Source organism: Streptomyces cinnamoneus (assembly GCF_014650495.1).
GTDB classification, from domain to species: Bacteria; Actinomycetota; Actinomycetes; order Streptomycetales; family Streptomycetaceae; genus Streptomyces; species Streptomyces cinnamoneus.
This window is the reverse complement of sequence record NZ_BMVB01000011.1, coordinates 160,196-183,464: the sequence shown is the minus strand read 5'-3', so window position 1 is coordinate 183,464 and position 23,269 is coordinate 160,196. Positions and strand designations below refer to the sequence as shown.

Below are 23,269 nucleotides of genomic sequence, written 5' to 3'. Positions count from 1 at the left end.
CGCGTGGCTGCACTCATCGAGGACTACGCGCTCATCGGCGATCTCCAGACCGCGGCCCTCGTCGGCCGCGACGGCTCCGTCGACTGGCTCTGCCTGCCCCGCTTCGACTCACCCGCCTGCTTCGCCGCGCTCCTGGGCGACGACGACAACGGCCACTGGCGCCTGGCCCCCACCGGGGCGGCCGCCTGCACCCGGCGCGCCTACCGCGAGGACTCCCTCGTCCTGGACTCGACGTGGGAGACGGACACCGGCGCCGTCAAGGTCACCGACTTCATGCCGCAGCGCGACCGGGCCCCCGACCTCGTGCGCATCGTCGAGGGCGTCAGCGGCAGCGTCGACATGCTGAGCGTGCTGCGGCTGCGCTTCGACTACGGCCACGTCGTGCCCTGGATACGCCGCACCGACGGCCACCGCGTCGCCGTCGCCGGGCCCGACTCGGTCTGGCTGCGCAGCGAACCGGAGGTCCCCACGTACGGCCGTGACTTCAGCACCCGCTCCGAATTCACCGTCGAGGCGGGCGAGAAGGTCGCCTTCGTCCTGACCTGGCACCCCTCCCACGAGCCCCGGCCCGCCCTCGTCGACCCGCACGAGGCACTGCGCCACAGCCTGGAGGACTGGCGCGAGTGGGCGGGCCGCTGCCGCTACCGCGGGCCGTACCGGGAGGCGGTCGTCCGCTCGCTGATCACGCTCAAGGCCCTCACCTACGCCCCCACCGGCGGTATCGTCGCCGCGCCCACCACCTCCCTGCCCGAGGAGATCGGGGGCGTGCGCAACTGGGACTACCGCTACTGCTGGCTGCGCGACTCCACCCTCACCCTGAACGCCCTGCTCTCCCTCGGCTACGAGGACGAGGCCGCCGCATGGCGCGACTGGCTGCTGCGCGCGGTCGCCGGCGACCCCGCCGACCTGCAGATCATGTACGGCCTCGCGGGCGAACGCCGGCTGCCGGAGACGGACCTGGCCTGGCTGCCGGGGTACGAGCGGTCCCTCCCCGTCCGCGTCGGCAACAACGCCGCCTCCCAGCTGCAGCTCGACATCTACGGCGAGGTCATCGACTCCCTGCACGCCGCCCGCCGGGGCGGGCTGAGCGGCAAGCCGCACGCGTGGAACGTCCAGCGCTGCTTCCTGACGTTCCTGCAGGCCCGCTGGCGCGAGCCCGACGAGGGCCTGTGGGAGGTCCGCGGGCCCCGCCGGCACTTCGTGCACTCCAAGGTCATGGCCTGGGTCGCCGCCGACCGGGCCGTACGCGCCCTGGAGGCCGACCCCGGCCTGGAGGGCGACCGCGAGGGCTGGCGCACGATGCGCGACGAGGTCCACCGCGAGGTGTGCGAGTGGGGCTACGACGCCGAGCGCGGCACCTTCACCCAGTCCTACGGCTCGCACGAACTGGACGCGGCCACCCTCCTCATCCCCCGCGTCGGCTTCCTGCCGCCGGACGACCCGCGCGTCGTCGGCACGGTCGACGCGGTGCGCCGGGAGCTGGCCCACGGCGGGTTCGTCCGCCGTTACAGCGGCGAGGGCCCGCCCGTGGACGGGCTGCCCGCCGGCGAGGGCGCCTTCACCGTCTGCTCGTTCTGGCTCGCCGACGCGCTCCACCTGACCGGCCGCACCAAGGAGGCCCGCGAGCTGTTCGAGCAGGTGCTCGGGGTGTGCAACGACGTGGGCCTGCTGTCCGAGGAGTACGACCCCGTGGCCGGGCGGCAGCTCGGCAACTTCCCGCAGGCGTTCAGCCACATCGGCCTGGTGGGCACGGCACTTCTCCTCTCCGGCGGGGGCACGGCAGACTGAGCGCATGGATCTTGGACTCAAGGACCGGGTGTACGTGCTGACCGGCGCAAGCCGGGGACTGGGCCTGGCCACCGCCCGCGAACTGGCCGCCGACGGCGCCCGTGTGATCATCTCCGGCCGGGACGGCGAGGCCGCCGAGGCGGCGGCGCGGGAGCTCGGCCCGGGCGCCGTCGGCGTCGCCGCCGACAACGCGGACCCCGCCACCGCGGAGCGGTTGATCGCCCTCGCGCGCGAGCGCTTCGGCCGCTTCGACGGCATCCTCATCAGCGTCGGCGGCCCGCCACCGGGCTCGGCGGCCGACAACGACGACGCCCAGTGGCAGGCCGCCTTCGACTCCGTCTTCCTCGGCGCGGTGCGGCTGGCCCGGGCGGCGGCGGCCGGGCTGACCGAGGGCGGCGTCATCGGCTTCGTCCTGTCGGCGTCGGCGCACGAGCCGATCCCCGGTCTCACGATCTCCAACGGGCTGCGCCCGGGCTTGGCCGGCTTCGCCAACTCGCTCTCCAGGGACCTGGGCCCGCGCGGCATCCGGGTCGTGGGGCTGGCGCCCGGCCGGATCGACACCGACCGGGTGCGCGAGCTCGACGCGCTCGCCCGGGATCCGGAGGCGGCCCGGGCCCGCCACGGGGCGTCGATCCCACTGGGGCGCTACGGGACGCCGCAGGAGTTCGGCAGGGCCGCGGCGTTCCTGCTGTCGCCCGCGGCCTCCTACCTGACGGGCGTGGTGCTGCCCGTCGACGGCGGGGCGCGGCACGGATTCTGACACCGCGGCACCTTCGCCGTTCCCCACGACCGTCCCGGGAGCCGCGGGTGTCCGGAGCCCCCGGAGAGCTCACTCCACCCGCTCCGGGCGGTGCCGCACCGTACGCAAGCGGACCTCGGCGGGCAGGTGGGGCAGCCCCGCCGAGACCCTGGCGTGGTGCAGGACCTCGGCCCGCAGCCGTTCCACCGCCGAGGCGGGGCCGGCGTGCGCCCCCAGGACCAGCACGATGCGCACCTGCGGCGCACTCCGCCGCCCCGTCAGGGCGACCGCGGCCCGCTCCACGCCCTCCAGCCGTTCCGTCTCCGCCCCCATCGCCTCCTCCAGCGCCCGCCCCCGCACCGACGCCACCGCATGCCCGTCGCTGTGGACGGCCAGTTCGCGCAGCCGGCGCCGGGCGGCCAGCGTCAGCAGCCACCACACGGCGAGCAGGACGGCGACGGCCAGCGCCGCGATCACCACCGGCCACCACCAGCCGCTGCTGCGCCACCTCAGCCGGTCCTCGCGGGCGAGCAGCACGTCGTGCGGGCCGTCGAACGGCCACGCCGACGGCAGGAAGTCCCAGCGCCGCGGCAGGTCCAGCGCCCCGATCAGGACGGCGGCGCCGAGCGCCAGCAGCAGCGCTCCGGCCAGCCCCACCAGGATCCGGTTGACGGTCCTCAGCACCGCGCGCTCACCCCTTCGCCGCCCTGCGTACGTGCACGGACAGGGAGGGTTCCCGGGCCAGCCCCAGTTCCCGGACGCCCTCGGCCAGGACGCTGTTGACGTCGGTCCGCACCTCGTCCAGGTCGCGGAAGTGCGACTGGACGCGGGCCCTGACCACACGGCGGCCGACGTCGACCCGTACGGACTGCACCCCGGACACCGTCAGGGCCCGGTCGCGCAGCGCCAGGGCCGCTGCCCGCCGGTCGAGTCCGGCCCGCACGCCGGCGGCCCGCCGCATCGGCAGGACGCCGCGCAGGCCGGGGGTGACGGCCAGCACGACCAGCCACAGGCCCACGAGGACGGCCACGGCGGCGCCCGCGGTCACCCAGCCGTCGCCCAGAGGGCGCTCGGCCAGCTCCCGGGCGAGGCGGCGGCGCCAGCGCAGGGCGGGGTGGCCGGTCCGCACGGAGACGATGTCGTAGAGGAGGAAGCCCGCGGCCGCCAGCACCACGGCCGCGACGAGCGCGGCGGGCAGGCGGCGCACGGACCAGAAGCGGTGTGCGGCCCCGTCACCGGGCGGAGGCGCGTCCGGCGGCGTCTTCTGCAGCGGTACACCGCTCATCGGACCCGCTCCGCGCCCACACGGCCGGTCTGCGACGCGTGCAGCCGCTCCACGGTGATCACCACCTCGGGGACCTCCATGCCGGCCAGGCCGCGGATCCGCTCGACGATGCGGCCGCGCACCGCACGGCAGCGGGCGCCGATGTCCGCGGGGTAGTCCAGGTCGACGGAGATCCGCACCCGGGCGGTGCCGTCGTGGACGACGACGGACGCCCGGGGTGACTCGTGCCCTTCCGTGGCCGTCCCGTGCAGCGCCTCGCGGGCCGCCTGGGAGGCGATCTTCGCTACGACGCGGTCGGCGATGCGGGTCGCCCCGCGCTCTGCGGGTTCCACCGCGGGTCCTCCCCCCACGCCCTACCTCCCGCGTCCGTCGCGGTCACGCGGGTGGAAGAAGTCACCCGGCTCCAGATCGCCGTCGAGGAACCGGCCCGCCACGAACCCGACGGCACCCAGCGCCGCCACCAGCAGAAATGCCCCGAATCCGCCGAAGTAGCCGGCGAATCCCAGAGCCATCCCGGCGATCAGGCCGGCCCCGGCCATGCTCATGGCGCGCTCCTCACTGGATCCTGGGCTCCGGCTCTTCCTCTTCCTCGTCGGGCAGCTTGACGTCGGTGACGGCGATGTTCACCTCGACGACCTGCAGACCCGTCATGCGCTCCACCGCCGCGACGACGTTTTCCCGTACGGCACGGGCCACCTCCACGATGGAGACGCCGTATTCGACGACGATCTCCAGGTCGAGGGCCGTCTGGACCTCGCCGACCTCGGCCTTGACGCCGCGGGCGACGGACTTGCCACCGCCGGGTACCCGCTCGCGCATGGCGCCGAAGGTGCGGGAGAGACCGCTGCCCATGGCATGGACGCCCATCACCTCGCGGGCCGCCAGCCCCGCGATCTTCTCGACGACACCGTCGGCGATGGTGGTGCGGCCGCGGTCGCCGGGGGGAACCGGCGGCTGCTTGCCCCGGTCTCCCGGGCGGCCGGTCTGGCCGGTGGTCTCACTCATGGTCGATCGCCTCCTTTCCCGTCCATTTGCCACCATAGGTGCGGTTGCCCCGCCGCGCCCGGCCGATGCCCTGGAAGGGCGGGACGGAGGCCACCGTTCGGGTGGGCCCCGTCCCGGACGGGCGGGCCGCTACTCCCCCAGACCGGCGAGGTCCCGCAGCCGGCGGGCCTGCGCGGCGCGCTCGGCGATGCGCTGTTCGTCGTAGGTGCGGTCCCCCGCGCCCCGCAGCAGCGCCTTGGTCTCGATGACGGCGTCGCGCGGCGCGGCCAGCAGGGCGGCCGTCAAATCGTCGGTGGCGGCGGCCAGTTCGGCGAGCGGGACGACGATGTTGGCCAGACCCACCCGTTCGGCCTCCGCGGCGTGGACGAAGCGTCCGGTCGCGCAGATCTCCAGCGCGCGGGCGTAGCCCACCAGGGATACCAGCGGGTGCGTACCCGTGAGGTCGGGCACCAGGCCCAGGCTGGTCTCGCGCATGGCGAACTGCACGTCGTCGGCGCAGACGCGCAGGTCGCAGGCGAGGGCGAGCTGGAAGCCCGCGCCGATGGCGTGGCCCTGCACGGCGGCTATGGAGACGATGTCGCTGCGCCGCCACCAGGTGAACGCCTCCTGGTACGCGGCGATTTCGGCGTCGAGCGCCTCGTCGGTGCCGCGCGCGAGGTCGAGGAAGGACGGCTCGCCGTCGAAGCCCTCGGGGGTGAACGCCTGGCGGTCGAGGCCCGCGGAGAAGGACTTGCCCTCTCCCCCCAGCACCACCACACGTACGGTGCCCGGCAGCAGCCGGCCCGCCTCGGCCAGGGCCCGCCACAGCGCGGGCGACTGGGCGTTGCGCTTGGCGGGGTTGGTGAGCGTGACGGTGGCAACCGCATCATCGACGGTGAGCTGTACGCCGTCCTGGTCGAGCAGGGTCTTGCGGGCAGTCATGGGGGCCTCCGGAATGGCCGCAGTCACTTTGGTTGACTGCACAGTAACCACCCGGAGGGCCGGCCGGCCGACCGGGTGGCGACTGTCCTGACTGCTGTGCTCCGACTGCTGTTCCCGGTGCGCGGCGTCAGACCGAGGCGGCCTTCTTGCCGCGCGTGGCTCCGCCGCGGCCCCGCAGGACCACGCCGGATTCGCTGAGCATCCGGTGAACGAAGCCGTAGGAGCGACCGGTCTCTTCGGCCAGCGCCCTGATGCTCGCACCGGAGTCGTACTTCTTCTTCAGGTCTGCCGCGAGCTTTTCGCGCGCGGCGCCGGTCACCCGGCTGCCCTTCTTCAGAGTCTCGGCCACCCGTGCCTCCTCATGGGAGATGCGCCTCTTGACTCTCATGATCACCCCTTGGCGGCCTCATGGCCACCCATTCGGCAAGGTCGATGCGAAGTCGGGGGGAACGGCCGTCCGGAAATCGGGCCCCGGGGACCGCCCGGAGCAGGCAATTCCGAGTGATCCTGCTCGTACGGCCGTACGGGTGGCGGGATGAAGCGGCAGGTCAGGCGGGGCACCCTCACGCGCGGCGCGAACGGCGCCCCGCACCTCGCGCAGCGCATGCGCCGGAGCACCGGGTGTTATCGGGGTACCAGCCGTCCTCACTCAGATGATGGATCACCTGTCGGCCGAATGATCGGGACGGGACTGATCAAGAGCCCCGGCCGGGGCCCCTCGGCGCCGGCCGGGAAAGGGGGCCCGAGGGCCCCGCGGGCGGGTCAGGCGAGCGCCACCAGGTCCGCGTAGTCCGGGCCCCACAGGTCCTCGATGCCGTCCGGCAGCAGGATGATCCGCTCGGGCTCCAGGGCGTCGACGGCGCCCTCGTCGTGCGTCACCAGCACGACCGCGCCCTTGTAGGTGCGCAGCGCGCCGAGGATCTCCTCGCGGCTGGCCGGGTCGAGGTTGTTGGTGGGCTCGTCCAGGAGGAGGACGTTGGCGGAGGAGACGACGAGCGTGGCGAGCGCGAGACGGGTCTTCTCGCCGCCGGAGAGCACGCCGGCGGGCTTGTCGACGTCGTCGCCGGAGAAGAGGAAGGAACCCAGGGTCTTGCGCACCTCGACGAGGTCGAGGTCGGGCGCGGCGGACCGCATGTTCTCCAGGACCGTGCGGTCCGGGTCGAGCGTCTCGTGCTCCTGGGCGTAGTAGCCGAGCTTGAGGCCGTGGCCGGGCGTGACCTGGCCGGTGTCGGACTTCTCCGTGCCGGCCAGCAGGCGCAGCAGGGTGGTCTTGCCGGCGCCGTTGAGGCCGAGGATGACCACGCGGGAGCCCTTGTCGATGGCCAGGTCGACGTCGGTGAAGATCTCCAGGGAGCCGTAGGACTTCGACAGGCCCTCGGCCATGAGCGGGGTCTTGCCGCAGGGCGCGGGCTCGGGGAAGCGGAGCTTGGCGACCTTGTCGGAGGCGCGCACCGCCTCCAGGCCCGAGAGCAGCCGCTCGGCGCGCTTGGCCATGTTCTGCGCGGCGACGGTCTTGGTGGCCTTGGCGCGCATCTTGTCGGCCTGCGAATTGAGGGCCGCGGCCTTCTTCTCGGCGTTCTGGCGCTCGCGCTTGCGGCGCTTCTCGTCGGCCTCGCGCTGCTGCTGGTAGAGCTTCCAGCCCATGTTGTAGACGTCGATGGTCGAGCGGTTGGCGTCGAGGTAGAAGACCTTGTTGACGACGGTCTCGACGAGGTCGACGTCGTGGGAGATCACGATGAAGCCGCCGCGGTAGCTCTTGAGGTAGTCCCGCAGCCAGGCGATGGAGTCCGCGTCGAGGTGGTTGGTGGGCTCGTCGAGCAGGAGCGTGTCGGCGTCGGAGAAGAGGATCCGGGCCAGCTCGACGCGGCGGCGCTGACCGCCGGAGAGCGTGTGCAGCGGCTGGGTGAGGATGCGGTCGGGCAGGCCGAGGCTGGCGGCGATGGTCGCGGCCTCCGCCTCGGCGGCGTAGCCGCCCTTGGTGAGGAACTCCGTCTCCAGGCGCTCGTACTTCTTCATCGCCTTCTCGCGGGTGGCGCCCTTGCCGTTGGCCATCCGGTCCTCGTTCTCGCGCATCTTGCGCAGGACGGTGTCCAGGCCGCGCGCGGAGAGGATGCGGTCGCGGGCGAGCACGTCGAGGTCGCCGGTACGGGGGTCCTGCGGGAGGTAGCCGACCTCGCCGGAGCGGGCGATGGTGCCGGCGGCGGGGATGCCCTCGCCGGCGAGGCACTTGGTGAGGGTGGTCTTGCCCGCACCGTTGCGGCCGACCAGGCCGACGCGGTCGCCCTTGGCGATGCGGAAGCTGGCGGACTCGATGAGGACGCGTGCGCCGGCGCGCAGCTCGATGCCGGAGGCGGTGATCACGGGTTTCTACTCCAGGGCAGGAAGGACGGCGGAAGGGCGGACTGGGTCGATTCGACGCCGTCTAATGCACGAGGAGGAATGCCATGGGGACAAGTCTAACGGGGGCGCGCAAGCCGATTCCCAGGGTCACCCGGGGGCCGCACCCCGACTCCGTGCGCCGAAAAGGGCGGAGAAGGGACGATTCGCGGATACTCAGGGTGGAAAAGCCTGCCGGGAGGACGGAGAGGGCGGTGACGCATGCAGTTCGACGACGACGCGGATCTCGACACCTCCCAGGTGGACGACCGGCGGGCGGCGGGATCCCGGGCGGCGGGCTCACCGTCGGCGGCGGCATCGCCGGGCTGATCGTCCTGGCGCTGGGGCTCTTCTTCGGCATCGGCCCGGGTGAGCTGGGCCTCACGTCGCAGGAGCCGGGGACGCGGCCGACCGGGAGCACGGCCGCGCAGGTCTCCGAGAGCTGCCGGACGGGCAAGGACGCCAACGCCCGGGAGGACTGCCGCATCGTGGCGGTCGTCAACAGCGCGCAGTCGTTCTGGGGCCGGGAGCTGCCCCGCCACGGCGGCACGTACACGCCGGCGTCCACGGTCTTCTTCACCGGGCAGGTCCGCACCGGCTGCGGGGCGGCCACCTCGGCGGTCGGGCCGTTCTACTGCCCGGCCGACCACAAGGTCTACCTGGACCTGGGCTTCTTCGACGACCTCCGGACGAAGTTCGGCGCGAGCGGCGGCCCGTTCGCCCAGGCGTACGTCGTCGCCCACGAGTACGGCCACCACGTCCAGAACCTGGCGGGCGTCCTGGGCCGCTCCCAGGACCGGCGCACGGGCGCCGACAGCGCCTCCGTCCGCACCGAGCTGCAGGCCGACTGCTACGCCGGGGTCTGGGCGCGCCACGCGGCCACGACCCCGGAGAAGTCCACGGGCCGGCCGCTGATCAAGCAGCTGACACCGGCCGACATCGACGACGGCCTCTCCGCGGCCGCGGCGGTCGGCGACGACCGCATCCAGGAGAAGTTCCAGGGGCGGGTCACCCCCGAGAGCTGGACCCACGGCTCGGCGGCACAGCGCCGCCAGTGGTTCACCACCGGCTACTCCACGGGCGACATGGAGCGCTGCGACACCTTCCGCTGACCTTCGACCGAGGAGTGACCGTCATGACCGACATGACCACGGCGTCGCCGACCATCAGCCCGGCGCTGCTCTACGAGGACGCCCAGGCGGCAATCGTGCAGCTCACGGAGGCGTTCGGCTTCACCCGCACCGCGCTCTACGAGAGCGAGGAGGGCGCCGTGCTGCACGCCGAGCTCGTCTACGGCAACGGCATGGTGATGGTCGGCTCCAGAGGCACGGGCGGGGTGTTCGACCACGCGATGGCGGGGGCGGGCCCGGCGGCGGTGTACGTCGTGGTCGAGGACACCGACGCCCACCACCGGCGGGCCCGGGAGAACGGCGCCGAGATCCTGATGCCCCCGACGGACCAGGAGTACGGTTCCCGCGACTACATGGCCCGTGACGTCGGCGGGAACATCTGGAGCTTCGGCACGTACGCGCCACAGGGGCCGGAGGCCGCCGCCGCGGGTTAGGGCCTGTCCGACGGGCGCGCCCTCACGCCCCGCCGCGGTGGACCTGGAAGGCGGCCCGGCGCACGGCCTTGGCCAGGGCCGGGTCCGGGTGGGCGGCGGCCAGGGCCACCAGCACCTGCACGGTCCGCGGGTGCCCCACGGCCCGTACCTCCTCCAGGAGCCCGGGCACCGTCCCCTGCACCGCCGAGTCCAGGTGGCGCACCAGCAGCCGGCTCTCGCCGTGGTCGGCGACAGCCGCCGCCGTGTCGATCCACAGCCACGTCGCCTCCTCCCGGGTGAGGACCTCCGCGGCCTCCTCCGGGTCGTGGCCCTCGTGCTCGGCGAGCCACAGCAGGGCGTACGGGCGCAGCACCGGCTCGTCCGCCGCCGCGCGCACCGCGGGCTCGGCGGGGGCGCCCACGGCGCGCAGCGCCTCGAAGGCCAGGCCCCGCACCATCGCGTCGTCGCCGCGGGCGGTGCCGAGCAGCTCCTCGACGGCGCTGCGCACGGGCCGGGCGGCGAGCCAGGCGCGGTACTCGGCGCGGGCGGGGCCGGGGGTGAGGTCGGCGCAGCCGCGGAGCATGGCCTCGGCGGAGAGTTCGATGTTGCCTGCGGGGCTCTGGGCGGCCACGCAGATCTGTTCGAGCTTGACCCACACGGCCCAGTTGCCGAGGGGGGTCAGGAGGGCCTCGGCGCGGGGGCCGGATCCGCCGCGCATCACCAGGGCGCCGACGGAGGCGAGCCCTTCGAGGGCCCAGTCGAGGAGCTCGGGGAGCGGGTCGCCGTCGGCGGGGACGGGCGGGGCGGGGGGCGGGGGCGTGCCGGGGGTGTCGTACGGGATCTCGCAGCGCTCGGCGCGGATCTCGGCGACGCGCTGCTGGAGCAGGTCGAGGAGCATCGCCACGGAGACGGGTCCGGCCGACAGGTGCATGACGGACAGCAGCTGCGGGGCGGCCTCGACGACCTCGGCGGCGATCGTGGCGTCGGCGCCGGCGGGCTCGGGGTGGGCGAGGGACCAGGCGTCGAAGAGGGCGACCCAGCCGCGCAGGACGGCGCTGTCGTCGCGGTCCCATGCCTGCAGGCGCCAGCCGGGGCGGGCGGTGCCGCCGTGCAGTTCGAGGAGGCCGGCGAGGCGGGCCCGGTCCCAGTCGGCGCGCACCTGGCCCGCCGTCAGTCCCATTGCTGCGGCGGCGCGCTCGGCCGTGCCGTCGCTCAACCCCGCGGCCAGGCCCGGCCGCAGGGTGGCGCCGCGGCCGGCTTCGGCCGCGGCCCAGCGGGCCAGGCGGACGGCGCCGGCCAGCCCGGCTCTCGCCTGCTGGGCGAGTTCGGGCCGGGCCGGGGTGCCCGCGGGCGGGCGGGGCGCCGGGCGGGTGCCTCGGTTCGCCACGGCCCGGCGGGCGGCGGCGATCGGCTGTCGGGGGACGAGTCTGAGCCGGGAGTCGCGCGGAGTACGGGACGTCACAGGAGCAGTCTTGCCGTTCACGCTCCGAAAACCCAATCGGAACCGGCGAACCGGTCGCACGCGACCGGTGGTGCGGGGCGACGGAGGGGCTGCACCCGGGCGGCGAGCGCCCTACATGAGGGGGACGAGGAAGCGGCGCAGGGCCTCTTCGTAGCCCTGCGGGCCGGCGTTCCACGACCCGGCGTGCCCGGCTCCGCGCACGGTCCGCAAGGTGATCAGTTCCGGTCGGGCGGCGGCCAGTTCACGGGAGTGCACCGGGGGCGCGAGGGTGTCGTCGGTGCCGTGCACGAGGAGGACGGGCACGGTCAGGCGGGCGGGGTCGGCGGCGGCCAGCAGGCTGCCGGGGCCGAGTCCGGTGCGTCCCTCGGTCGCACGGACCGCAAGCGGAATGAGGGATGCCGGGATGCGGTGGGCGGCGAGGGCGCGCAGCGCGGCGGGCCAGTCGAGGAGGGGGGCGTCCAGGACGAGCCCGCTGATGCGGTCGCGGAGCGCGGAGTCCCGGGCGGCCAGCAGGGCCATGGTGGCGCCGGTGGACCAGCCGTGCAGGACCACGCGGCGGGCGCCGCTGCGGATCGCGTAGCGGATCGCGGCGTCGAGATCCCGCCATTCCCCGGCGCCGAAGTGGCGGATTCCGTGGGCCGGGCGGGGTGCGCCGGGGTCGCCCCGGTAGGCGATGTCCAGGACGGGGAGCCGTTGGCGGTGCAGGACGGGCAGCACGTTCAGCGGGTGCTCGCGGGTGGTGCCCAGTCCGTGCACGGTGATCACCCAGGTGTCGCGGCTGCCGGGGACGAACCAGGCGGGCAGCGGTCCGAGCTCGCCCGGGACGTCCACGTCCCTGTGGTCGAGGCCGAGGGCCTCGCCGGGGTCGCCGGTGTGCACCTGGGGGGTGAGCCAGACGTGGTCGCCCGGCCGCGGCAGGCCGCGGGCGAGCGACTCCAGGCGCCGCACGACGCGGTCGTGGGGGTGCGAGACGTCGGCGACGACGGGCCCGACGATCGCGTGCAGGTCCGCTCCGGCGAGGCCGTAGGTGCCCGGACGCAGCGCCGCGGGGGTCCGGCCGAGGGTGACGGTGCCGGCCCCGACGTCGTGGACGGTCAGCCGCGGCTCGCCCGGCAGCGGCTTGCCGGGGCCCGCCTTGAGCGCAGCGTCACCGGCGTACCGCCCGGCCGCCACCGCGGCCGCTCCGGCACCGATCAGCGTCGTGGCGGCCAGGGCCGCCGCCGTGCGCAGCACCATCGTCTCCAGTGTGGGCGCGGGCGGCCGGCCTGGCCAGTGGGCGGTCAGCCGTGCTGTCCGTAGCCCTTCAGCCGCTCGGCGGCCTCGGCGAGCCGCTCGGGGCTCAGCAGGGAGGGGGTGCGGCCCGGGACGGTGGCGGCGGTGAGCCAGACCCGGCACATCCACTCCAGCTGGGCGGTGCGGTCGTACGCCTGGTCGAGGGTGGCGCCGTAGGTGAGGGTGCCGTGGTTCTGCAGGAGGCAGCCGGTGCGGCCGTCGAGGGCCCGCAGGGCGTTGTCGGCCAGTTCCTCGGAGCCGTAGAGGGCGTAGGGGGCGACCCGCACGGGTCCGCCGAGGGCGGCGGCCACGTAGTGGATCGGCGGCACCTCGGTGACGAGGGTGGAGACGGCGGTGGCGTGCACGGCGTGGGTGTGCACGATCGCGGCGGCGTCGGTGGCCCGGTAGACGGCCAGGTGGAGGGGGAGCTCGCTGGTGGGGGCGAGCTCGCCGAGCACCCGGCGGCCGTCGAGGTCCACGCCGACCGCGTCGCCGGGGCCGAGCCGGTCGTAGGGGACGCCGCTGGGCGTGACGAGCACCACGTCGCCGATGCGTGCGGAGACGTTGCCGGAGGTGCCCACCACGAGGCCGTCGGCGGTGCTGCGGCGGGCCGTGGCCACGACTTCCGCCCAGGTGCGGGCCGTGCGGTCGTCCGGTCCCGGCGTCTGTTCGTATGCCCTCATCGGTCCCCGCCTCCGGTTGGCGTCATCGGTCGTCCCGTCCCAGTTCACCTTCCGTTCACCCGGGCTCCTTACGGTCGCCGCTGTACTGACCATCGAGCTGATTGCCTGGGTGAATGGAAAACATCACGCTTCTCATCGGGATCGTGATCGTCACGGCCTTGGTGTTCGACTTTACGAACGGCTTCCACGACACGGCCAACGCCATGGCCACCACCATCTCCACCGGGGCGCTCAAGCCCAAGGTCGCGGTGGCCATGTCGGCCGTGCTCAACCTCGTGGGCGCCTTCCTGTCCGTCGAGGTCGCCAAGACGATCTCCGGCGGGATCATCGACGAGACCGCCGGCGTCAGACCAGAGGTGATCTTCGCCGGACTGGTCGGCGCCATCGTCTGGAACCTGCTCACGTGGCTGGCCGGACTTCCCTCCAGCTCCTCCCACGCCCTCTTCGGTGGTCTGATCGGTGCGACCGTCGTCGCCGTCGGCTTCGACGCGGTCAACGCCGACAAGGTCGTCATGAAGGTCCTCATCCCGGCGGTCGCCGCGCCGCTGGTGGCCGGCCTCGCCGCCTGGTGCGCGACCCGGCTCACCTACCGCCTGGCCCGGGGCCGCGACGAGCAGGAGACCGCCAAGGGCTACCGCGCCGGCCAGATCGCCTCGGCGGCCCTGGTCTCCCTCGCCCACGGCACCAACGACGCCCAGAAGACGATGGGCGTGATCACCCTCGCCCTGGTCACCGGCGGCGTCGTCGCCCCGCACTCCGACCCGCCGATGTGGGTCATCGTCTCCGCGGGCCTGGCCATCGCGCTCGGTACGTACCTGGGCGGCTGGCGCATCATCCAGACGCTCGGCAAGGGCCTCACCGACATCAAGCCGGCGCAGGGCTTCGCCGCCCAGACCGGCGCGGCGACGGTCATCCTCGCCTCCTCGCACATCGGCTTCGCGCTCTCCACCACCCAGGTCTGCTCGGGCTCGATCATGGGCGCCGGCCTCGGCCGCAAGGGCGGCGTGGTGCGCTGGTCGACCGCCGGCCGCATGGTCGCGGCCTGGGGCCTGACCCTGCCCGCCGCGGGCCTGGTCGCCGGTGGCGCGGCCCTCCTCGCCGACCAGGGCGACTGGGGCGTGGCCGCGGTGGCCGTCCTCGGCCTGGCCGTCTCCGGCGCTATCTGGCTGGCCTCCCGCCGCAAGCCGGTCACGCACGACAACGTCAACGACCTCAACCAGCCGCAGGGCGTGGACGCCGCTCCCGTCGAGCCGGCCGGTGTGATCACCGCCGCCCTGCAGGCCGTGGCCCCGCCGCCGGCCGGCCCCCTGGCCGCCCCGGCGACCGCCTCCTCCGCCGCCCCCGCCGCCGCGGCGACGAGCTAAGGAACCAAGGAACCCGCTCATGCAGATCAACTGGGAAGCCCTCGGCCAGGTCTTCGGCGTCAGCCTCGTCGTGACCGTCACGCTCGTCGGCGTCTTCACCCTCGGCATCGTGGGCACCTCGTCCCGCAAGCCCCAGGAGCAGCCGGACGGCACCGTCGCCGCGCCCGTCGCCCCGGGCGCGATGATGCGCACCGGCGCGTACGCCTGCTTCGCGCTGTGCGCGGCGGCCGTCGGATACGGCATCTACCTCATCGTCTCCTGAGGCCCTCGCCCGTCCCGCATACCTCCCCCACGGCCCGGGAAGGCCGCAGGTCAACCGTGAGTTGACTGCCCTTCCCGGGCCGTGGTGGACTTCCGGAGCCAAACGGCGACAGCAGAGGAAGCCGGTGCGAGTCCGGCGCGGTCCCGCCACTGTCACCGGGGAGTGTCCCCCCACCGAGGGCCACGGTCCGCCGACGCGGGCCGGAAGGCCGGGGGCGACGCCGATCCGGGAGCCAGGAGACTCTGGTCGCCGGTCACGTCGAGCCAGGGCGCGGACCCTGAGTGAGGACACATCCCATGCCCGGCCGCACACCGCCCGAAGTCCCCTCCTGCCACCGCCGAGGCGTGACGGCGGTCTGACCCGATGCGTGCCGATCACATCGGTTTCGCGTGCGGTGCGGCGCTCGGCTTCGCCTGCGACCTCGTCCTGGGCGACCCCCGCCGGGGCCACCCCGTGGCCGCCTTCGGCCGCGCCGCGCACGCCGTCGAACAGCGCCTGTGGCGCGACCACCGCGGCTACGGCACCGCGCACGCCCTGCTGTGCGCCGGGAGTGCCGTGGCCGGCGCCGCGCTCCTCGCCCGTACCGCCCGCCGCTCCCGGCCCGCGGACATCGCCCTGACCGCCGCCGCCACCTGGGCCGTGCTGGGCGGCACGTCCCTGGGCCGCGAGGCGCGCGCCATCGGCGGTGCGCTCGCCGCGGGCGACCTGGACGTCGCCCGGGAGCGGCTGCCGCACCTGTGCGGCCGCGACCCGCAGGCGCTGGACGCGCAGCAGATCGCGCGGGCGGTCGTCGAATCCGTCGCCGAGAACACCTCCGACGCCGTCGTGGGCGCCCTCGTATGGGGAGCCCTGGCCGGCGTACCCGGCCTGGTGGGCTTCCGCGCCGTCAACACCCTCGACGCCATGGTGGGTCACAAGTCGCCCCGCCACCGGCGGTTCGGCTGGGCCTCCGCCCGGCTCGACGACGTCGTCGGCTGGCCCGGCGCCCGGCTCACCGCCGCCCTCGCCGTCCTCGCCGGCCCCGACCCGCGCCGCGCCTGGCGCGTGGCCCGGCGCGACGCCTCCCGCCACCCCAGCCCCAACGCCGGGCCGGTCGAGGCCGCGTTCGCCGGCGCCCTCGGAGTGCGGCTGGGCGGCACCCTCGCCTACGCCGGCCGCGTCGAGCACCGCCCCGTCCTGGGAGCCGGGCTGTGCCCGGTGCGCACGGCCGACATCGAACGCGCGGTGCGGCTCTCGCGCAGGGTGTCCGCCCTCGCCCTGGGAGCCGCGGTGGTGGGCAGGCTCTCCCTGGCGAGCATCACGAAGTCCGCACGCACGTCCGCACGCACGTCCGCACGGAGGGGGAACCGGTGACAGCCGACAGGAGCGGGCCCGGCGGCCCGCTGGGCGGGGGCCTGCTGGTGGCGGGGACCACCTCGGACGCGGGCAAGAGCGTCGTCACGGCCGGCATCTGCCGCTGGCTGGTGCGCAAGGGCGTCAAGGTCGCGCCCTTCAAGGCACAGAACATGTCGCTCAACTCGTACGTCACCCGCGAGGGCGCCGAGATAGGACGCGCGCAGGCCATGCAGGCCGCGGCCGCCCGCGTCGAGCCGAGCGCGCTCATGAACCCCGTACTGCTCAAGCCCGGCGGCGACCGCAGCAGCCAGGTCGTCCTCATGGGCAAGCCGGTGGGCGAACTGAGCGCGCGCGGCTACCACGCGGGGCGCCAGGAGCAGCTGTTCGGCACGGTGACGGAGTGCCTGGAGGAGCTGCGGCGTACGCACGACGCGGTCATCTGCGAGGGCGCCGGCAGCCCGGCGGAGATCAACCTGCGGCGCAGCGACATCGTCAACATGGGCATAGCCCGCGCGGGCCGGCTGCCCGTCGTCGTGGTCGGCGACATCGACCGGGGCGGCGTCTTCGCCTCCTTCTTCGGCACGACGGCGCTGCTCTCGCCCGAGGACCAGGAGCTGATAGCGGGCTACATCGTCAACAAGTTCCGCGGCGACGTGACCCTGCTGGAGCCCGGCCTGGACATGCTGCGCGACCTGACGGGGCGGCGGACGTTCGGCGTGCTGCCGTTCGCCCACGGCCTGGGCATCGACGAGGAGGACGGCCTGCGCGTCTCGCTGCGCGGCGCCGTACGGGAGTCGGTGGTGGCGCCGCCGCACGGCGCGGACGTGCTGCGGGTGGCGGTGTGCGCGGTGCCGCTGATGTCCAACTTCACGGACGTGGACGCCCTGGCGGCCGAACCGGGCGTCGTGGTGCGCTTCGTGGACCGGCCCGAGGAGCTCGCCGACGCGGACCTCGTGGTCGTGCCGGGTACGCGCGGCACGGTGAAGGCCCTGGCGTGGCTGCGTGAGCGCGGGCTCGCGGACGCCCTGGCCCGCCGCGCCGCCGAGGGCCGCCCGGTGCTGGGCATCTGCGGCGGCTTCCAGGTGCTGGGCGAGCGGATCGAGGACGAGGTGGAGTCCCGGGCCGGTGCGGTCGAGGGCCTGGGGCTGCTGCCGGTGCGGGTGCGGTTCGCGGTCGAGAAGACCCTGGCCCGGCCGGTGGGCGAGGCCCTGGGCGAGCGGGTGGAGGGCTACGAGATCCACCACGGCGTCGCCGAAGTCCTGGGCGGCGACGAGCCGTTCCTGGACGGCTGCCGGGTCGGTGCCGTCTGGGGCACGCACTGGCACGGCTCGCTGGAGAGCGACGGCTTCCGGCGCGCGTTCCTGCGGCGGGTGGCGAAGGCGGCCGGGCGGGCGTTCGTCCCGGCGCCGGACACGTCGTTCGCGGGGCTGCGGGAGGAACAGCTGGACCGGCTGGGGGATCTGATCGAGGAGCACGCGGACACGGATGCGTTGCTGCGGCTTATCGAGGACGGGGTGCCGGTGGGTGTCCCGTTCATACCGCCGGGGGCACCGTGATCGTCCTGCAGGTGCGGGCCGGTGGGTGGGAGTTGTGCCCACCCTCCCCCAGCTACCGTCGGGGGTCCCCCCAGCCCTGCGGAACGACTGCCCACAACCCACGTTCCCACGAAGGGGGTAACACCTGATGGCCTCGGCCACCTATCCGTTCACCGCGATCGTCGGCATGGACGACATGCGGCTGGGCCTGCTGCTCAACGCCATCTCGCCCTCCATCGGCGGAGTGCTCGTACGGGGTGAGAAGGGCACCGCGAAGACGACGACCGTCCGGGCCCTGGCCACGCTGCTGCCGGTGGTCAACACCGTCACCGGCTGCCGCTTCTCCTGCGACCCCGCGGCCCCGGACCCCTCGTGCCCCGACGGCCCGCACGAGGGCGGGCCGAGCGCCGCCCGGCCCGCCCGTATGGTCGAACTGCCCGTCGGGGCCTCGGAGGACCGGCTCGTCGGCGCGCTCGACATCGAGCGGGCGCTGGCCGAGGGCGTCAAGGCGTTCGAGCCGGGCCTGTTGGCCGCGGCGCACCGGGGCGTGCTGTACGTCGACGAGGTCAACCTCTTGGGCGACCACCTGGTCGACGCGCTCCTCGACGCGGCGGCGACCGGAGCCGCCCACGTCGAGCGCGAAGGCGTCTCCGTCCGTCACGCGTCCCGCTTCCTCCTCGTCGGCACCATGAACCCCGAGGAGGGCGAGCTGCGCCCGCAGCTCCTCGACCGCTTCGGCCTCACCGTGGAGGTCGCCGCCTCCCGCGAGACCGACGAGCGCGTCGAGGTCGTGCGCCGGCGCCTGGCCTACGACGAGGACCCGGCCGCCTTCGCCGCCAAGTGGGCCGCGGAGGAGGACGCGCTGCGCGAGCGCATCGCCGCCGCCCGCGCGCTGCTGCCGGACGTACGGCTCGGGGACGGCGCGCTGCGCCGCATCGCCGCCGTGTGCGCCGGGTTCGAGGTGGACGGCATGCGTGCGGACATCGTGACCGCGCGCACCGCGAGCGCGCTCGCCGCGTGGGCGGGGCGTACGGACGTGACGACGGCGGACGTCCGGCAGGCGGCGTTGCTGTCGCTGCCGCACCGGCGCCGGCGCAATCCGTTCGACGCACCCGGTCTGGACGAGGACAGGCTCGACGAGATCCTCAATCAGTTCGAGGACGACGAGCCGGAGCCCGAGCCGGACCCGGAGCCCGAGGGTCCGGACCCGGACGGCGAGGGCCCCGACGGCCCCGACGGCGGGGGGCAGCAGCCGCCGCAGGACGGTCCGGGCCCCGACGGCACCCCCGACGTACCGCAACAGCGGGAGGGCTCCGACTCACCCGCCCCGCAGGAAGCCCCGGCGTCCGGCCCCGGCGGTGAGGCCCCCGAGGCGCCCGCCGTGGCCGCGGCCGACCCGTTCCGGACCCGCAGGTTCGACGTGCCCGGGCTGGGCGAAGGGGCCGACGGCCGCCGCTCGCGCGCCCTCACCGCGCACGGGCGCACGACGGGGGCGCGCCGCCCGCGCGGGGGCGCCCTCTCCACGCTGCACCTGGCCGCGACCGTGCAGGCCGCCGCCCCGCATCAGCGGGCCCGGGGCCGCAGCGGTCCCGGGCTGGTGGTCCGGCGCGACGACCTGCGGGAGGCGGTGCGCGAGGGCCGCGAGGGCAATCTGGTGCTGTTCGTGGTCGACGCCTCCGGCTCCATGGCGGCGCGCAAGCGGATGAGTGCCGTCAAGGGCGCGGTGCTGTCGCTGCTCATGGACGCCTACCAGCGGCGCGACAAGATCGGCATGATCACCTTCCGCGGCGCGGGCGCGGAGGTGGCGCTGCCGCCGACGTCGTCGGTGGAGGCGGGCGCGGCGCGGCTGGAGAAGCTGCCGACCGGTGGTCGGACGCCGCTGGCCGCGGGGCTGCTGCAGGCGCACGAGGTGCTGCGGGTGGAGCGCCTGCGCGATCCGTCGCGCCGCCCGCTGCTGGTCGTGGTGACGGACGGGCGGGCCACCGGCGGCCCCGAGCCGCTGGATCGGGCCTCGCGGGCGGCGCGGCTGCTGGCCGGCGAGGGCACGGCGTCGGTCGTCGTGGACTGCGAGGCGGGGCCGGTGCGGCTGGGCCTGGCGGGCGAGCTGGGCCGGGCGCTGGGCGGGCCCGTGGTGACACTCGACGAACTGCGCGCGGACAACGTCTCCGCGCTGGTGCGCGACGTGCGTACCGTACGGAACACGAACACCAGGAGGGCCGCGTAATGCCCAAGGGACAGCCGACCGTCGTACCGGAGGACGGGCTCACCACGCGCCAGCGCCGCAACCGGCCGCTGGTCTTCGTGCACACCGGCATCGGCAAGGGCAAGTCGACCGCCGCCTTCGGCCTGGCGCTGCGGGCCTGGAACCAGGGCTGGCCGATCGGGGTGTTCCAGTTCGTGAAGTCGGCCAAGTGGAAGGTCGGCGAGGAGAACGCGCTGCGCGTGCTCGGCGCGTCCGGCGAGGGCGGGACCGTCGACTGGCACAAGATGGGCGAGGGCTGGTCCTGGATCCAGCGCGACTCCGACCTGAGCAACGAGGAGAAGGCCCGCGAGGGCTGGGAGCAGGTCAAGCGCGATCTGGCGGCTGAGCGGTACAAGCTGTACGTGCTGGACGAGTTCGCGTACCCGATGCACTGGGGCTGGATCGACACGGACGAGGTGATCGAGGTGCTGAGGGACCGTCCGGGCACCCAGCACGTCGTCATCACCGGCCGCAACGCCCCGGAGAAGCTGGTGGAGTTCGCCGACCTGGTGACGGACATGTCCAAGGTCAAGCACCCCATGGACACCGGCCAGAAGGGCCAGCGGGGCATCGAGTGGTGAGTACGCACCTCCCCCGCCTCGTCATCGCCGCTCCGGCGTCCGGCAGCGGCAAGACCACCGTGGCCACGGGCCTGATGCGGGCGTTCGCGGACGCGGGCCTGGCCGTGTCCCCGCACAAGGTGGGCCCGGACTACATCGACCCGGGCTACCACGCACTGGCGACGGGCCGTCCGGGCCGCAACCTGGACGCCTTCCTGTGCGGCCCGGAGCGGATCGCCCCGCTGTTCCTGCACGGGGCGGCGGGCTGCGACCTGGCGGTCGTCGAGGGCGTGATGGGCCTGTACGACGGGGCGGCCGGGCAGGGCGAGCTGGCGTCGACGGCACACGTGGCGAAGCTGCTGCGGGCGCCGGTGGTGCTGGTCGTCGACGCGTCGTCGCAGTCGCGGTCGGTGGCGGCGCTGGTGCACGGCTTCGCGTCCTGGGACCCGGAGGTGCGGGTCGCGGGCGTGATCCTCAACAAGGTCGGCTCGGACCGCCACGAGGTGCTGCTGCGGGAGGCGTTGGAGGAGTCGGGCGTGGAGGTGCTGGGCGCGGTGCGGCGGGCGGAGCCCGTGCACACGCCGTCCCGGCACCTGGGGCTGGTGCCGGTCGCCGAGCGGCGGGCCGAGGCGGTCGACGCGGTGGCGGAGTTCGCGGCCCGCGTGCGGGAGGGCTGCGACCTGGAGCGGTTGCTGGCGCTGGCGCGCTCGGCACCGCCGGTGCCCGGCGAGGCGTGGAGCGCCTTCGGCGAGCTTCTCCCCCACCCCGCCCCTTCCCCGAACCGGGGCTCCGCCCCGGACGCCGCTCCTCAAACGCCGGAGGGGCTGGATCGTGCCCCGGTGATCGCCGTTGCCGGCGGCCCTGCCTTCACCTTCTCGTACGCCGAGCACGCCGAGCTGCTGCGCGCAGCCGGCGCGGAAGTGGTCACGTTCGACCCCCTCCGCGACGAAGAGCTCCCGGCCGGCACAGCCGGCCTCGTCATCGGCGGTGGCTTCCCCGAGGTGTACGCCCCCGAGCTCTCCGCCAACGAACCGCTCCGCGCGGCCGTCGCCGCCCTCGCCACGACCGGGGCGCCGGTCGCCGCCGAGTGCGCCGGCCTGCTCTACCTGGCCCGTTCCCTCGACGGGAGGCCGATGTGCGGCGTCCTCCCGGCGGACGCCCGCATGGGCGAGCGCCTCACCCTCGGCTACCGCGAGGCCGTGGCGATCGCGGACAACCCGCTGGCCCCCGCCGGCACCCGTGTCCGCGGGCACGAGTTCCACCGCACGGTGATCGAGCCGGGTGCCGGTTCCGCCCCCGCGTGGGGCATCACCCATCCGCAGCGCCGTGTGGAGGGCTTCGTCCAGGGCGGGGTGCACGCCTCGTACCTGCACGTCCACTGGGCGGGAGCCCCCGGCACGGCGGCGCGCTTCGTGGCGCGGGCGGCCGGGCGATGACCGGCGTCCTGTACGTCGGCGTCGGCAGCTGCCGCGGGGCGTCCGTCGAGGAGGTGCTCGCCCTCGTCGAGCGGACGGTCGCCGAGGCCGGGACGGCCGCGGTGGCGGGGCTGGCCACCGTCGACGCCCGGGCCGCCGAGCCCGCCCTGCTGGCGGCCGCCGCCCGCTTCGGCGTGCGCCTGCTCGCGTACGCCCCCCACGTGCTCGCCGCGCAACCGGTGCCGCATCCCTCGGAATGGGCCCGGCGGGCCCTCGGCACCCCGGGCGTCGCCGAGGCGGCCGCGCTGCTGGCGGCGGGGCCGGGGGCCGTCCTGCTCGTCCCCAAACGCAAATCCGCGCAGGCCACGGCGGCCGTCGCGGGCCGCCCCGGGTGAACGACGCGCCCGGCTGCTCAGTACCGTTTACGTCATGCACACATCCGCCGAACCCGACCTGCGGCACCACGGAGACGCCGAAGTACGCGGCATGGGAGCGGAACTGACGGACCTTGCCGTCAACGTGCGCTCCGGCACGCCGCCGCAGTGGCTGCGCGAACGCATAGCCGACTCGCTCGGAACGCTCGCGGCGTACCCGGACGGGCGGGCTGCCCGGCGCGCCGTGGCGGACCGGCACGGGCTGCCCGAGGAGCGGGTGCTGCTGACGGCGGGGGCGGCCGAGGCGTTCGTGCTGATAGCCCGGGCGCTGCCGGTGCGGCGCGCGGTGGTCGTGCACCCGCAGTTCACGGAGCCGGAGGCGGCCCTGCGGGACGCCGGGCACACGGTCGAGCGGGTACTGCTCGACGCCGCAAACGGCTTCCGGTTCGACCCGCGCGCGGTGCCGGGGGACGCGGACCTGGTGGTCGTGGGCAACCCCACCAACCCGACGTCGGTCCTGCATCCCGCCCGTGCCCTGGCACGGCTCGCCCGGCCGGGGCGGACGCTGGTGGTGGACGAGGCGTTCATGGATGCGGTGCCGGGCGAGCGGGAGTCCCTCGCGGCCCGCACGGACCTGCCGGGGCTGGTGGTGCTGCGCAGCCTCACCAAGACCTGGGGCCTGGCGGGGCTGCGCATCGGCTACGTGCTGGCCTCGCCCGGCACGGTGGCCAGGCTGGAGCGGGCGCAGCCGTTGTGGCCGGTGTCGTCGCCGGCGCTGGCGGCGGCGGAGGCGTGCAGTGCGCCTGCGGCGCTCGCCGAGGCCGCGCACGCCGCCGACCGGATCGCCTCGGACCGTTCCCATCTGCAGTTGCGGCTGGCGGAGTTCCCGCAGGTGACCGTGTGCGGTCCGGCGGCCGGGCCGTTCGTGCTGATCCGGGTGGCGGGGGCTGGGGCCGTGCGGACGCGGCTGCGGGGGCTGGGCTTCGCGGTGCGCCGGGGTGACACGTTCCCGGGGCTGGGGCCGGACTATCTGCGCCTGGCGGTCCGGGACCGTGCGACCACGGACCGCTTCGTCGCGGCGCTCGGCGAGGCTCTGACGGCCGGCTGA

The 23,269-nt window shown here is 74.7% G+C and carries 23 protein-coding genes, 1 pseudogene and 1 riboswitch; of the genes and pseudogenes, 13 read left to right on the top strand and 11 right to left on the bottom strand.

What is annotated here, in order from left to right:
• Positions 1-3 precede the first annotated feature (3 nt).
• Positions 4-1,788, top strand: a complete 1,785-nt coding sequence (locus IE182_RS18225; RefSeq protein ID WP_190110903.1) for a glycoside hydrolase family 15 protein — start codon at positions 4-6, stop codon at positions 1,786-1,788.
• A 4-nt stretch (positions 1,789-1,792) separates the two neighbouring features.
• Positions 1,793-2,548 (top strand): SDR family oxidoreductase, encoded by a 756-nt coding sequence (locus IE182_RS18220; RefSeq protein WP_190110902.1) that lies wholly within the window; start codon positions 1,793-1,795, stop codon positions 2,546-2,548.
• Between the two features lie 69 nt (positions 2,549-2,617).
• Here the strand turns inward: IE182_RS18220 and amaP are convergent, their stop codons facing one another.
• The 8 genes from amaP to abc-f form a co-directional block, all read right to left on the bottom strand.
• A complete protein-coding gene (amaP, locus tag IE182_RS18215) occupies positions 2,618-3,211 on the bottom strand; it encodes an alkaline shock response membrane anchor protein AmaP (protein ID WP_190110901.1) in 594 nt (197 codons plus the stop codon).
• A 7-nt stretch (positions 3,212-3,218) separates the two neighbouring features.
• Positions 3,219-3,812, bottom strand: a complete 594-nt coding sequence (locus IE182_RS18210) for a DUF6286 domain-containing protein (protein WP_190110900.1) — start codon at positions 3,810-3,812, stop codon at positions 3,219-3,221.
• Positions 3,809-4,144: an Asp23/Gls24 family envelope stress response protein gene (locus IE182_RS18205; protein WP_190110899.1), complete on the bottom strand. Its 336-nt coding sequence runs from the start codon at positions 4,142-4,144 to the stop codon at positions 3,809-3,811. Before IE182_RS18205 ends, IE182_RS18210 begins: the two co-directional genes overlap by 4 nt.
• A 21-nt stretch (positions 4,145-4,165) precedes the next feature.
• On the bottom strand, positions 4,166-4,357 hold the full coding sequence (locus tag IE182_RS18200; RefSeq protein WP_190110898.1) for a hypothetical protein: 192 nt from the start codon (positions 4,355-4,357) through the stop codon (positions 4,166-4,168).
• Between the two features lie 10 nt (positions 4,358-4,367).
• A complete protein-coding gene (locus IE182_RS18195; RefSeq protein ID WP_190110897.1) occupies positions 4,368-4,817 on the bottom strand; it encodes an Asp23/Gls24 family envelope stress response protein in 450 nt (149 codons plus the stop codon).
• Between the two features lie 129 nt (positions 4,818-4,946).
• Positions 4,947-5,738 (bottom strand): enoyl-CoA hydratase/isomerase family protein, encoded by a 792-nt coding sequence (locus IE182_RS18190; protein ID WP_190110896.1) that lies wholly within the window; start codon positions 5,736-5,738, stop codon positions 4,947-4,949.
• A 127-nt stretch (positions 5,739-5,865) separates the two neighbouring features.
• Positions 5,866-6,087 (bottom strand): helix-turn-helix domain-containing protein, encoded by a 222-nt coding sequence (locus IE182_RS18185; protein WP_016573902.1) that lies wholly within the window; start codon positions 6,085-6,087, stop codon positions 5,866-5,868.
• Between the two features lie 413 nt (positions 6,088-6,500).
• Positions 6,501-8,099 carry a ribosomal protection-like ABC-F family protein gene (gene abc-f / locus IE182_RS18180; protein WP_190110895.1) on the bottom strand — a complete coding sequence of 533 codons (1,599 nt, stop codon included), beginning with the start codon at positions 8,097-8,099 and terminating at the stop codon, positions 6,501-6,503.
• 237 nt (positions 8,100-8,336) lie between these two features.
• Here abc-f and ypfJ point away from each other — a divergent pair.
• Together ypfJ and IE182_RS18170 are read left to right on the top strand one after the other, a co-directional pair.
• Positions 8,337-9,226, top strand: a pseudogene (ypfJ, locus tag IE182_RS18175) (KPN_02809 family neutral zinc metallopeptidase).
• 23 nt (positions 9,227-9,249) lie between these two features.
• A complete protein-coding gene (locus tag IE182_RS18170; protein ID WP_190110894.1) occupies positions 9,250-9,678 on the top strand; it encodes a VOC family protein in 429 nt (142 codons plus the stop codon).
• A 22-nt stretch (positions 9,679-9,700) separates the two neighbouring features.
• On the opposite strand, the gene IE182_RS18165 is transcribed toward IE182_RS18170, so the two are convergent.
• From IE182_RS18165 to IE182_RS18155, 3 genes are all read right to left on the bottom strand, one after another.
• Entirely contained in the window at positions 9,701-11,119 is a 1,419-nt protein-coding gene (locus tag IE182_RS18165) for a hypothetical protein (RefSeq protein ID WP_190110893.1), read from the bottom strand.
• A 111-nt stretch (positions 11,120-11,230) separates the two neighbouring features.
• Entirely contained in the window at positions 11,231-12,355 is a 1,125-nt protein-coding gene (locus tag IE182_RS18160) for an alpha/beta hydrolase family protein (protein WP_190110892.1), read from the bottom strand.
• 44 nt (positions 12,356-12,399) lie between these two features.
• A complete protein-coding gene (locus IE182_RS18155; protein WP_190110891.1) occupies positions 12,400-13,074 on the bottom strand; it encodes a class II aldolase/adducin family protein in 675 nt (224 codons plus the stop codon).
• Between the two features lie 113 nt (positions 13,075-13,187).
• Here IE182_RS18155 and IE182_RS18150 point away from each other — a divergent pair, with 113 nt between their 5' ends.
• The 9 genes from IE182_RS18150 (at position 13,188) to cobC (ending at position 23,269) form a co-directional block, all read left to right on the top strand.
• On the top strand, positions 13,188-14,438 hold the full coding sequence (locus IE182_RS18150; protein WP_190110890.1) for an inorganic phosphate transporter: 1,251 nt from the start codon (positions 13,188-13,190) through the stop codon (positions 14,436-14,438).
• 19 nt (positions 14,439-14,457) lie between these two features.
• Positions 14,458-14,700, top strand: a complete 243-nt coding sequence (locus IE182_RS18145) for a hypothetical protein (protein WP_190110889.1) — start codon at positions 14,458-14,460, stop codon at positions 14,698-14,700.
• 115 nt (positions 14,701-14,815) lie between these two features.
• Positions 14,816-14,942: riboswitch (cobalamin riboswitch) on the top strand.
• Positions 14,943-15,063: 121 nt separating this feature from the next.
• Entirely contained in the window at positions 15,064-16,053 is a 990-nt protein-coding gene (locus IE182_RS18140) for a cobalamin biosynthesis protein (protein ID WP_190110888.1), read from the top strand.
• Positions 16,050-17,591 (top strand): cobyric acid synthase, encoded by a 1,542-nt coding sequence (locus IE182_RS18135; protein WP_229844908.1) that lies wholly within the window; start codon positions 16,050-16,052, stop codon positions 17,589-17,591. The genes IE182_RS18140 and IE182_RS18135 overlap by 4 nt, the downstream gene beginning before the upstream one ends.
• A 127-nt stretch (positions 17,592-17,718) precedes the next feature.
• Positions 17,719-19,794 carry a putative cobaltochelatase gene (locus tag IE182_RS18130; RefSeq protein WP_190110887.1) on the top strand — a complete coding sequence of 692 codons (2,076 nt, stop codon included), beginning with the start codon at positions 17,719-17,721 and terminating at the stop codon, positions 19,792-19,794.
• Positions 19,794-20,393 carry a cob(I)yrinic acid a,c-diamide adenosyltransferase gene (cobO, locus tag IE182_RS18125; protein WP_190110886.1) on the top strand — a complete coding sequence of 200 codons (600 nt, stop codon included), beginning with the start codon at positions 19,794-19,796 and terminating at the stop codon, positions 20,391-20,393. The genes IE182_RS18130 and cobO overlap by 1 nt, the downstream gene beginning before the upstream one ends.
• The gene (locus tag IE182_RS18120) at positions 20,387-21,808 is read left to right on the top strand and encodes a cobyrinic acid a,c-diamide synthase CobB (protein ID WP_373303580.1); all 1,422 of its coding nucleotides are present in this window, start codon (positions 20,387-20,389) and stop codon (positions 21,806-21,808) included. Before cobO ends, IE182_RS18120 begins: the two co-directional genes overlap by 7 nt.
• Positions 21,805-22,182, top strand: coding sequence for a cobalamin biosynthesis protein (locus tag IE182_RS18115; RefSeq protein ID WP_190110884.1), 378 nt, complete (start codon positions 21,805-21,807; stop codon positions 22,180-22,182). Before IE182_RS18120 ends, IE182_RS18115 begins: the two co-directional genes overlap by 4 nt.
• A 34-nt stretch (positions 22,183-22,216) precedes the next feature.
• The gene (gene cobC / locus IE182_RS18110) at positions 22,217-23,269 is read left to right on the top strand and encodes an Rv2231c family histidinol phosphate aminotransferase CobC (protein ID WP_190110883.1); all 1,053 of its coding nucleotides are present in this window, start codon (positions 22,217-22,219) and stop codon (positions 23,267-23,269) included.

Bases quoted from the DNA above. Each gene is read 5' to 3' on its own strand.
- IE182_RS18200 (WP_190110898.1), bottom strand. From the start codon at position 4,357: ATGAGCATGGCCGGGGCCGGCCTGATCGCCGGGATGGCTCTGGGATTC.
- IE182_RS18190 (WP_190110896.1), bottom strand. From the start codon at position 5,738: ATGACTGCCCGCAAGACCCTGCTCGACCAGGACGGCGTACAGCTCACC.
- IE182_RS18210 (WP_190110900.1), bottom strand. From the start codon at position 3,812: ATGAGCGGTGTACCGCTGCAGAAGACGCCGCCGGACGCGCCTCCGCCC.
- IE182_RS18170 (WP_190110894.1), top strand. From the start codon at position 9,250: ATGACCGACATGACCACGGCGTCGCCGACCATCAGCCCGGCGCTGCTC.
- IE182_RS18155 (WP_190110891.1), bottom strand. From the start codon at position 13,074: ATGAGGGCATACGAACAGACGCCGGGACCGGACGACCGCACGGCCCGC.
- cobO (WP_190110886.1), top strand. From the start codon at position 19,794: ATGCCCAAGGGACAGCCGACCGTCGTACCGGAGGACGGGCTCACCACG.
- IE182_RS18150 (WP_190110890.1), top strand. From the start codon at position 13,188: ATGGAAAACATCACGCTTCTCATCGGGATCGTGATCGTCACGGCCTTG.
- IE182_RS18145 (WP_190110889.1), top strand. From the start codon at position 14,458: ATGCAGATCAACTGGGAAGCCCTCGGCCAGGTCTTCGGCGTCAGCCTC.
- IE182_RS18140 (WP_190110888.1), top strand. From the start codon at position 15,064: ATGCGTGCCGATCACATCGGTTTCGCGTGCGGTGCGGCGCTCGGCTTC.
- cobC (WP_190110883.1), top strand. From the start codon at position 22,217: ATGCACACATCCGCCGAACCCGACCTGCGGCACCACGGAGACGCCGAA.
- IE182_RS18220 (WP_190110902.1), top strand. From the start codon at position 1,793: ATGGATCTTGGACTCAAGGACCGGGTGTACGTGCTGACCGGCGCAAGC.
- IE182_RS18160 (WP_190110892.1), bottom strand. From the start codon at position 12,355: ATGGTGCTGCGCACGGCGGCGGCCCTGGCCGCCACGACGCTGATCGGT.
- IE182_RS18115 (WP_190110884.1), top strand. From the start codon at position 21,805: ATGACCGGCGTCCTGTACGTCGGCGTCGGCAGCTGCCGCGGGGCGTCC.
- IE182_RS18195 (WP_190110897.1), bottom strand. From the start codon at position 4,817: ATGAGTGAGACCACCGGCCAGACCGGCCGCCCGGGAGACCGGGGCAAG.
- IE182_RS18130 (WP_190110887.1), top strand. From the start codon at position 17,719: ATGGCCTCGGCCACCTATCCGTTCACCGCGATCGTCGGCATGGACGAC.